Source organism: Microcystis sp. M53598_WE2 (assembly GCF_030067735.1).
Classification (GTDB): domain Bacteria; phylum Cyanobacteriota; class Cyanobacteriia; order Cyanobacteriales; family Microcystaceae; genus Microcystis; species Microcystis aeruginosa.
On the sequence record NZ_JASJFE010000632.1, the window covers coordinates 1 to 3476 of the forward strand.

The window sequence follows — 3476 nt, forward strand, 5'->3', positions numbered from 1 at the left end:
AGCGGCCGTCAGCTTCCCCTTACTCATCGTCAACCCGTTGCAGGAATTTCAACCTAATATATTTATTCGGTCGTATCTATGATAGGGCGGGTTTTTTAGACGAGTAATATTTTAACACAAAGCCGCCCTAAAAGGGGCGGGGTTTTCAACCCAAATTTTCGATAACAAAGGTCGGGAGTCAAGGATCAATACTAGCTCGTCAAAACCTATCTTGGACAGATTCAGCCTTTAAAGACCTAGCACTCATCCTCGGCTTCCCGAACCCTATTTTGTCCGAGTTCGTTACTTCTAGCTTAAGCCAGAGCTAATGTAGTCGAAGTAAATCCCCATTTCCTTACCCGCATCAGCACCGACTAAACTAGCGGTGACTTCTTTCATAGCTTGGATAGCTTGAACGGTGGAGGAGATGGGTACACCTAAAGAGTTGTAGGTTTCTTTCAGGCCGTTGAGAACGCGCTCATCGAGGATAGAAGGATCTCCAGCTAACATAGCGTAGGTAGCATAACGGAGATAGTAGTCGAGGTCACGGATACAAGCGGCGTAACGACGGGTGGTGTACATATTACCACCGGGACGGGTTACGTCAGAGTATAACAGGGACTTAGCCACAGCTTCCTTAACGATACCAGCAGCGTTGGCGCTAATGACACTAGCGGCGCGCACGCGCAGTTCACCGGTGGCGAAGTAGCCTTTCAGTTTGCCGAGAGCAGAAGCGTCAAGGTATTTGCCTTGAACGTCAGCAGAGTTGATAACAGAAGTAATTGCGTCTTGCATGGTGGTTCTTCCTTGGGTTTTGCTTAATCTTAAGAGGTTTACGAGGGGTGTGTCTAGAACAATTCACAAAGGAATTATTCTACGACATAGAGCCGATCACGTAATCGAAGTAGGAAGAAGCTTCAGAAGCATCGTCAGAAGACATAAGACCGGTAGCAACTTCTTTCATTTCGCGAACGCTTTGAGCTACGGCACCGATGTCGGTTCCTAAAGATTTGTACATTTCACGCACACCGACCAAACCGATTTCTTCAATCGGGGTGACATCACCAGCGACTACTCCGTAGGTGATTAAACGTAGGTAGTAGTCCATGTCACGCAGACAGGTAGCGGTCATTTCTTCGCCGTAAGCGTTGCCACCGGGGGAAACGATGTCAGGACGTTTTTGGAATAAGCGATCGCCAGCTTGTTTGACGATGGTTTCGCGAGCGCCGGTCAGGGTTTCGGCGATGCGTAAACGAGCGGCACCACTGCCAACGAAGGCTTTAATTCTGTCTAGTTCGCCGGGGCTGAGGTAACGAGCTTCAGCATCAGCATTCACGATCGATTTCGTGACGATACTCATTGATGGATTCCTCCCAACTAAGTGAGATTAATAAACTTAATCTGACATTTTATAGCAGTTGTGGTCACTACGCTCAAGTTATCTCGTTTCCGCCTCAGCGTCTCAAGACTTCCCTAGCTAGAGCGACCTAACGCAACTATTTTGCGGCATCTGGTTCACCTTCTCACTATTTTCGTAATACTTTTTAACATTTGCCCTGAGAAAGGAGCACCAGAGTGGGGTGTGGGGTGTGGGGTGTGGGGAGAATCAATAAAACTAATCTTCTGACGACCGACGACCGACGACTGATTTAACCTAGCCAATTAATTGCCCCCTTAATCCAGTCTTCTGGCTGAGTATTTTTACTGAATAAAGCATCTTGACTGAGGACTGCGATAGCTCGATCGATTTCCTCTCGGCTGTATCCTAAAGCTAAAAGGGTCATCTGCACATCTTCAAGGATTGCCGCTGCCGGTAGTATTGCCGTGGTTGTCGTCGTCGCTTCTCTTAGTTGTCGCCATGCTGCCAATTTAGTTTTTAACTCTAAAGCGATTCTCTCTGCTGTTTTTAAGCCGACTCCGGGGGTTTTGCTCAAAATTTTGGTATTTCCTGTCACTATCGCCACCACAAGTTCCTCAATCCCCAACGTATCGATTAAAGCTAGGGCTAATTGCGCTCCAACTCCATTGACGGAAAGCAGTTGACGAAACAGATCTCGCTCTGGGGCGGTGCCGAAACCGTACAATAAAGGCTGCTCCTCGCGAAGGAGTAGGTGAGTAAAAATCTGACAACTATCATTGTTATCGTTGCCGATGTCTAGGGCTAATCGCGAGGGAATTTGGATTTCGTAACCGATCTGGTTTACGTCTAAAATCAAGATCAGTCGGTTATTAGGGGTTTTGATCACCTCGATCGCTTGTCCCCGTAAATAATTAATCATTGATTTAATTCTCCTACGAAAATAACCGAACCACAGGGATGACGGTTTTTACTCCCTGAAGGAATGCCGGGGAGATTTTCATTTTTGTTACAATTGTTAACAGAAGTGAATGGCGTAATTGATAACCTAATCTTCTTGGCGTTAGTCCCCAATAATTGGAGAAGATACAAAATGAATGGCAACATTAGAGTCGGGAATCTCTTTGGAATTCCCTTTTATATTAATCCTTCTTGGTTCTTTGTTCTGGGGTTAATTACCTTGACCTATGGGGGAGATTTAAGTCAGTTTCCCCAGTTAACGGGAATCATGCCCTGGCTATTAGGATTTTTTGCCGCTATTCTCCTATTTGCCTCCGTGGTTGCCCACGAATTAGGTCATAGTTTTGTTGCCATCGCCCAAGGTATTGAAGTCAAATCAATTACCCTCTTTTTATTCGGTGGTTTGGCAACTCTCGGCAGAGAATCGAAAACTCCCCTAGAAGCTTTTCTAGTAGCAATTGCCGGCCCTTTAGTTAGTTTACTGCTCTTCGGTATCTTCCTAATTATTGGTTCCAATATTAGCTTAAATGCGCCCCTGGCGGCGATTCTTTCTCTCCTGGCCTATATCAACCTCGCCCTAGGGTTATTTAACCTGATCCCCGGTTTACCTCTAGATGGTGGTAATATCCTTAAAGCCATCGTCTGGCAAGTAACGGGTAATCCCAATAAAGGGGTTTTATTCGCTAGTCGTTTCGGTCAATTTTTTGGTTGGTTAGCGATTGTCATCGGTGCGCTATCAATTCTCGGAATCAGTCAATTTGGCAGTGCTTGGACGCTATTAATTGGCTTTTTCCTTCTACAAAATGCTGGCTTTTCCGCTCAATCAGCTAAGGTTCAAGATTTCCTAAGTCGCTACACCGCTAAAGATGTTATCTCTCCTAATAGTCCTGTAGTGCCGATTAATTTAACCCTGCGCGAGTTTGCTAATAATTATGTTATCGGTAAACAACAATGGTCTAAATTCCTAGTTACCGATAGCGAAGGTAAACTATTGGGGGTGATTAATGTAGAGGCTCTGAAAACGATTCCCACTTCCCAATGGACAGAGGTAAATATCGGCCAGTTATTACAAACTAGCGAAAGTCTTAAACTGGTTTTGTCTGATACTTCTCTCTTAGATGTGGTGAAAATTTTGGAAGGCGAAAATTTATCTCAAGTGACAGTGGTAGAAGAAAACGGC

Annotated in this window: 4 protein-coding genes; 1 reads left to right on the forward strand and 3 read right to left on the reverse strand. The window is 45.3% G+C overall.

Annotated elements, in window-relative coordinates; translation table 11 throughout:
* Positions 1–288: 288 nt before the first annotated feature.
* The 3 genes from apcB to ruvA form a co-directional block, all read right to left on the reverse strand.
* Complete coding sequence (gene apcB / locus PX636_RS12825; protein ID WP_002738786.1) at positions 289–774, reverse strand: allophycocyanin subunit beta; 486 nt, start codon at positions 772–774, stop codon at positions 289–291.
* Positions 775–853: 79 nt separating this feature from the next.
* Complete coding sequence (apcA, locus tag PX636_RS12830; protein WP_002739012.1) at positions 854–1339, reverse strand: allophycocyanin subunit alpha; 486 nt, start codon at positions 1337–1339, stop codon at positions 854–856.
* 289 nt (positions 1340–1628) lie between these two features.
* Positions 1629–2258 (reverse strand): Holliday junction branch migration protein RuvA, encoded by a 630-nt coding sequence (gene ruvA, locus PX636_RS12835; protein ID WP_147070097.1) that lies wholly within the window; start codon positions 2256–2258, stop codon positions 1629–1631.
* Positions 2259–2321: 63 nt separating this feature from the next.
* On the opposite strand from ruvA, the gene PX636_RS12840 reads away from it, so the two are divergent.
* A partial coding sequence (locus tag PX636_RS12840) for a site-2 protease family protein (protein ID WP_288117490.1) occupies positions 2322–3476 on the forward strand: 1155 nt, incomplete at its 3' end.

Coding starts and splice junctions, on each gene's coding strand:
- apcB (WP_002738786.1), bottom strand. CDS start 774: ATGCAAGACGCAATTACTTCTGTTATCAACTCTGCTGACGTTCAAGGC.
- apcA (WP_002739012.1), bottom strand. CDS start 1,339: ATGAGTATCGTCACGAAATCGATCGTGAATGCTGATGCTGAAGCTCGT.
- ruvA (WP_147070097.1), bottom strand. CDS start 2,258: ATGATTAATTATTTACGGGGACAAGCGATCGAGGTGATCAAAACCCCT.